Annotated in this window: 7 protein-coding genes; all 7 read left to right on the top strand. The window is 39.3% G+C overall.

All coding sequences use genetic code 11. The features are described 5' to 3' along the window. Positions 1–19: 19 nt before the first annotated feature. Positions 20–181, top strand: coding sequence for a hypothetical protein (locus tag BZK14_RS13230; RefSeq protein WP_171973635.1), 162 nt, complete (start codon positions 20–22; stop codon positions 179–181). Then, positions 178–1,347 carry a phage tail sheath subtilisin-like domain-containing protein gene (locus BZK14_RS04100; protein ID WP_077925307.1) on the top strand — a complete coding sequence of 390 codons (1,170 nt, stop codon included), beginning with the start codon at positions 178–180 and terminating at the stop codon, positions 1,345–1,347. Before BZK14_RS13230 ends, BZK14_RS04100 begins: the two co-directional genes overlap by 4 nt. A gap of 1 nt (position 1,348) precedes the next feature. After that, positions 1,349–1,870, top strand: coding sequence for a phage major tail tube protein (locus tag BZK14_RS04105; RefSeq protein ID WP_077925308.1), 522 nt, complete (start codon positions 1,349–1,351; stop codon positions 1,868–1,870). 10 nt (positions 1,871–1,880) lie between these two features. Beyond that, entirely contained in the window at positions 1,881–2,174 is a 294-nt protein-coding gene (locus BZK14_RS04110) for a phage tail assembly protein (protein WP_077925309.1), read from the top strand. Positions 2,175–2,215: 41 nt separating this feature from the next. Then, the gene (locus BZK14_RS13570) at positions 2,216–2,350 is read left to right on the top strand and encodes a hypothetical protein (protein WP_281249068.1); all 135 of its coding nucleotides are present in this window, start codon (positions 2,216–2,218) and stop codon (positions 2,348–2,350) included. A gap of 5 nt (positions 2,351–2,355) precedes the next feature. After that, positions 2,356–4,794, top strand: coding sequence for a phage tail tape measure protein (locus tag BZK14_RS04115; protein ID WP_077925310.1), 2,439 nt, complete (start codon positions 2,356–2,358; stop codon positions 4,792–4,794). Then, the coding region (locus BZK14_RS04120) for a phage tail protein (protein ID WP_171973636.1) at positions 4,794–5,058 on the top strand (265 nt) is incomplete at its 3' end. The genes BZK14_RS04115 and BZK14_RS04120, both read left to right, overlap by 1 nt.

The following is a 5,058-nucleotide window of genomic DNA, read 5'->3' on the forward strand; positions in this document are numbered from 1 at the left end:
TTAAAACTAAGGAGTAATCATGAAAATCTTACGTGATTTCAAAGTTGGCCAACAGCATTTCCGCCGTGGTGGAATGTTCGTTAAGCCTTCAGTATTAACAGATCAACAAGTGGATCATTTGGTGCGCATTGGCTACTTGGAAGATACCAAAGCAGCTAAACAAAAGGAGAAAAACAAATGAGTGAATTTTTACATGGCGTACATGCGATTAATCGCAATGATGGCTACATTGAATTACGTTCTAAATCAACGGCAGTCATTGCAACTATTTGTACAGCAAGCGATGCAGATGCAGAGTACTTCCCTTTGGATCAATGCACTTTGATCACAAACTTAGATGAAGCGATCAAAAAAGCAGGTACGAAAGGCACACTCAAAGAAGTGTTGCGCGGTATTCAAGAAGAAGTGAATACAAATGTGATCGTAGTGCGCGTGGAAGAAGGTGAAACAGCAGAAGAAACAACAGCAAATGTGATTGGTAACTTGAATGCTGATGATAGCCGTACAGGTTTAAAAGCATTGGAATTGGCAGGTGATACAGGTTTATTGCCTAGTATTTTCATCATTCCAAAATATGATGCTGATAAAAGCGTTGCCATTGCTTTGGCTGAACATGCCAAGAAGTTTGCAGGGTTCACTTATATCAGTGCAAGTCATTGTGAAAATATTGCTGAAGCCATCAAATATCGTGAAGAGTTTGCATACGATGAAATGATGCTTGTTTATGGTGATGTCATCACGTTTAATCCTGATATTGGCTTACCAACTGAAACTTATGCAGTGGCTAAAATTGCGGGCTTACGTGCAAAATTGGATCAAGAAATTGGTTGGCATCAATCTATTTCAAATAATGCATTGTCAAACGTGCAAGGCTTAACAAAGCCAGTGACATATAACCCGATCAATGGCTATGGCACAGAAGCCAATACTTTGAACGAAAAAGGCATCACTTGTTTAGTACGTGATGATGGTTATCGTGTTTGGGGCAATCGTACATGTGCAGCAGCAGACAGTGATAAATACTTTGAAGTATTCACTCGTTCATCACAAGTTGTGACGTTTGACTGTGCAAATTTGCTCAAAAACATGACGCAAGATAAGCCAATGACAAGAAAGTTATTGAAAGATTTTGAGGCTCGTGGCGTTAGCTATTTTGAAGCATTGACGTTGGCCAATAAAATTTTGGGTGGTCGTATTTTCTTGAACCCTGAAAAAAATAGCGTGGATGATTTAATGAGTGGTAAGCCAGCTTGGTCAGTGAAGTTCACACCAACACCACCTGTTGAATCACCAGAAGTTGAAGTGATGATCACAGAAGAATACGTGAAAAGCGTTTTAGGAGGTTAATGTGAGTGGCATTGTATTACCAAAAATTTTAATGGGCTTTGACGTTGTTTTTAATGGTGAAGATTATGCGGGTAAATGTGAAAAATTCAAATTACCAAAAAATAGCCCAATTTTAGAAGTGCTCAAGGCAGGTGGCTTCACTCGTGGCTTAAAAGTCAAAGTGGGTGAATCTGAAGATTGGTCAGCAGAATTCACAACCAAAGGCTTAGATTTAGGTTTGCTAACATCTAATTCATGCACGCCAGATGATCAGATCATCAAAATCTATGGTTCTTTGAAAGATGGTGATTCCTGTAATGAGTCAGCGTTTGAAGCCACATTTTGGGGTCAATTGGAAGAAGCAGATCCAGGTGAATCTAGCACAGGTGAATTGGGTGAAAACTCAGTGAAATTCGCACCTGCTCGCATTGAATACAAACTCAATGGTGTAGAAATCTACTATGAGGACATCATGGGTATGGTTCGCAGAATCAACGGCATAGATGTACTTGAACAACGCAGAAATAATTTAGCACGTAAATAAGGAAAATATTATGGCAAATGTAACAGTTACATTAAAACGTCCGTTGAAAGTCAACGAAACAGAAATCACAAGCATTGAATTGCGTGAACCCAACCTTTTGGCATTGCGTGATGTACCAATCAACTTATTGCAATTGGGTCAAGGCTCTACATTATCTGTATTGTTGCCACGAATTTCAACGCCAACTTTGACAGATACGATGCTCAATCGTTTATCTGCTGCGGACTTGGGCAAAATTTCCATTGCGGTGGCAGGTTTTTTTACAGAAACGGCGAGCGAATCAAGCGAAGAGATTCAGAGCTAAAAATCCCTGATCCCTTCCCTACACCGATTTATCGTGAAGAGATGATGAAGGGCTTGGGCTTAACATTCTCATTCATTTCTATGCGTGAAATGAATGAGATGAGCTTATCAGAGTTTCTCATTTGGTTAGAAAGTGCCAAAGAACACAATGATAAAGAACGCGAACGTATGGAGTAGCAATAATGGCAGATTTAAAATTAATGTTACGTTTGGAGGCTTTAGATAAAGCAACCAAGCCACTCAGAAATTTACAAGGTGCAATCAATGACACTAGCAGAGCTGCCGCTGCTCAACGTAAACGCTTATTAGAATTACAACGCACATTAAACAATGCGCCTGCCAACCGTGCCCAATTTGAACAAATGCAACGCACTCGCAAAGAAATGGACCTAACAACGGCAGCTATTGCTCGACAAGAACGACAAATCAAACTGTGGGCTAGAACACGTGATGCACGCAGTTCTGGCAAACAGATGATGATGAATGGTTCAATGAAAGTCATGACTGCTATGGGAGCAGGTTATGGTGTAACAAGATTTTTAAATGTTGGTGCTGACTTTGAAGAGACAATGAGCAGAGTGCAAGCATTAACTCTTTTAAAAAAAGATGATGCTTTAATGAAAGCACTTAACCAGAATGCGCGAGATTTAGGTAAAACAACATGGGCAAGCGCTACCCAAGTTGCTGGCGGTCAAGCTTTCTATGCACAAGCAGGTTTTAAACCAACAGAAATTATACAAGCCATGGAAAGTACACTAAACCTTGCTCGTGCTGGTCGTTTAGAAATTGACAGAGCTGCTGATATTAACTCTAATATTCTTACAGCATTTGGTTTAACCGCATCAGATTCTGAAAAAGTAGCCAACTCATTATCCGCAGCATTTACACGAACGAATGTAGATATGGAAATGCTTGGGCAGAGTATGAAATATATGGCACCTTCTGCAAAATCCTTGGGAATGTCTATTGATGAATCATTAGCAATGGTTGGCTTACTTGGTAATGTAGGGATACAAGCAGATCAAGCAGGTACTTCGATGCGTAAAATCCAATTACGTTTAGCTGCACCACCATCAGGCGCAAGAAAAGCCTTAGATGAATTAAAGATAAAAGTTACTGATGACAAAGGTAATTTAAGAAAAATAGCAGATATTTTTCAAGAAATGTTTATCAAAACCCAAAATCTTGGCAACGCAGATAAAATGCGTTTACTTTCAGCTATTTCTGGTATTGAAGCATCATCAGCAATGGCAACTTTTGTTGAAAGTGACTTTTATAAGAACTATGGTACTTTATTTGATGATATTTCATCAGCATATAGTAGAAATGAACTTCAGGTTGCTGCATCAGTTATGGCAGATAATCTAAAAGGTGACATAAAAGACCTAAATTCAGCATGGGAAGAATTTAGAATTTCTGTCTTTTTCACTAATAATGCAGGCTTACGCAATATCACACAGTCTTTAACTGATATCATGCGTCAAATCAATGATTTTACAGCCAAGAATCCAGAATTAATCAGCAATTTATCCAAAATCACTGGCAGTGCTATCGCATTAACCGCAGCAATTGGTGGTATTACCATGGCAGCAGGTTTATTGAAGTTTGCTTTTGTGGGACATCCCATCATCACTGCCCTAACCCTTGCCGTATTTTTGGGCATGCAGCTGTATGATAATTTTGATGCGATCATGGAACTTTGGAATAGCTCCCCAACTTTTAGATGGATTGCATCCCTAACAGCCATTGGTTCAGGTCTTGCTTTAATCGTAGCATTTGCAATGAAATTCAAAGTGTTATTGGCTAGTGCTGCATTTGCTAAATCAGCAACACTATTTATGACAATGGCGACAGGCATCAAAGCTATGGGTATGGCTATGCTCACAAATCCTGTATTTTGGTTTTTAGCTGCATTAGGTTTTGCTATTTATGCCGTGTATAAAAATTGGGATACGCTCGTTTGGTTCTGGCAAGAAGGTGCTGGCATCATGCAAAAAGATGTTGGTAATTTACTTGCAAAAATACCTGGCATTGGTGGTGCATTAAAATTGGTTTGGGATGTGATGTCAGCAGGAACATCAACATCTATCGCTGGGCTTAAATTAGTCTATGATCTGCTTACTAATTGGGATGGCACAATTTTACGTTTATCAGGTCATTGGGATGATCTCTCAATGAATGCCCAACGTTTTTGGAATGACTTCAAAGAAGTAGGCGCACCAATCATTGATTGGTTCTCAAGTGCTATTGAACTAATTATGAATGGCTTAAATGGCATTGTGAGTATTTATGACAATATCGTTGGTAAAACTAATACTGACATGTATGACCGCATGGATATTCTTGGCAAAACAGGATTAACATTCAGTGAATTTAATAATTTACCTGAAGCAACGCAACTATTAGCGATGGGCGTAAATCAACCATTTCAACCGATGGATATTCCTGTTCCATCTGGTCCTAGATTACCACAACCACCAACAACACAATCCAATCAAACTATTCACCAAACCAACACGATCATTATTAATGGTGCAGGTGATCCAAAAGCTGTAGGCGATAGAGTGGCTGATACACTTAAACAGCATAAGATTAATGCTGAATTAAAGGATGCTCACTGATGAATATTTCAATGATGTGGGGCTTGTTCCCCTTTTCAGTCAAAACCATGCCACATGAAGAGTATGAGAAAACCACTACTTTTAAATATGCTGAAAACAACCGCGTGGGCAAAAGTAACAGCTTACAATTCATGGGCAAAGGCAACGATGAAATTACACTCAAAGGTGTATTATTCCCAATGATCACAGGTGGGCGTCATGTCGTTGATCTATTCAAAGTGCAATGTGAACTTGGCATTGCCTTCCCTTTGATTGAATCAAGTG

The organism is Wohlfahrtiimonas larvae, assembly GCF_002006755.1.
GTDB lineage: Bacteria > Pseudomonadota > Gammaproteobacteria > Cardiobacteriales > Wohlfahrtiimonadaceae > Wohlfahrtiimonas > Wohlfahrtiimonas larvae.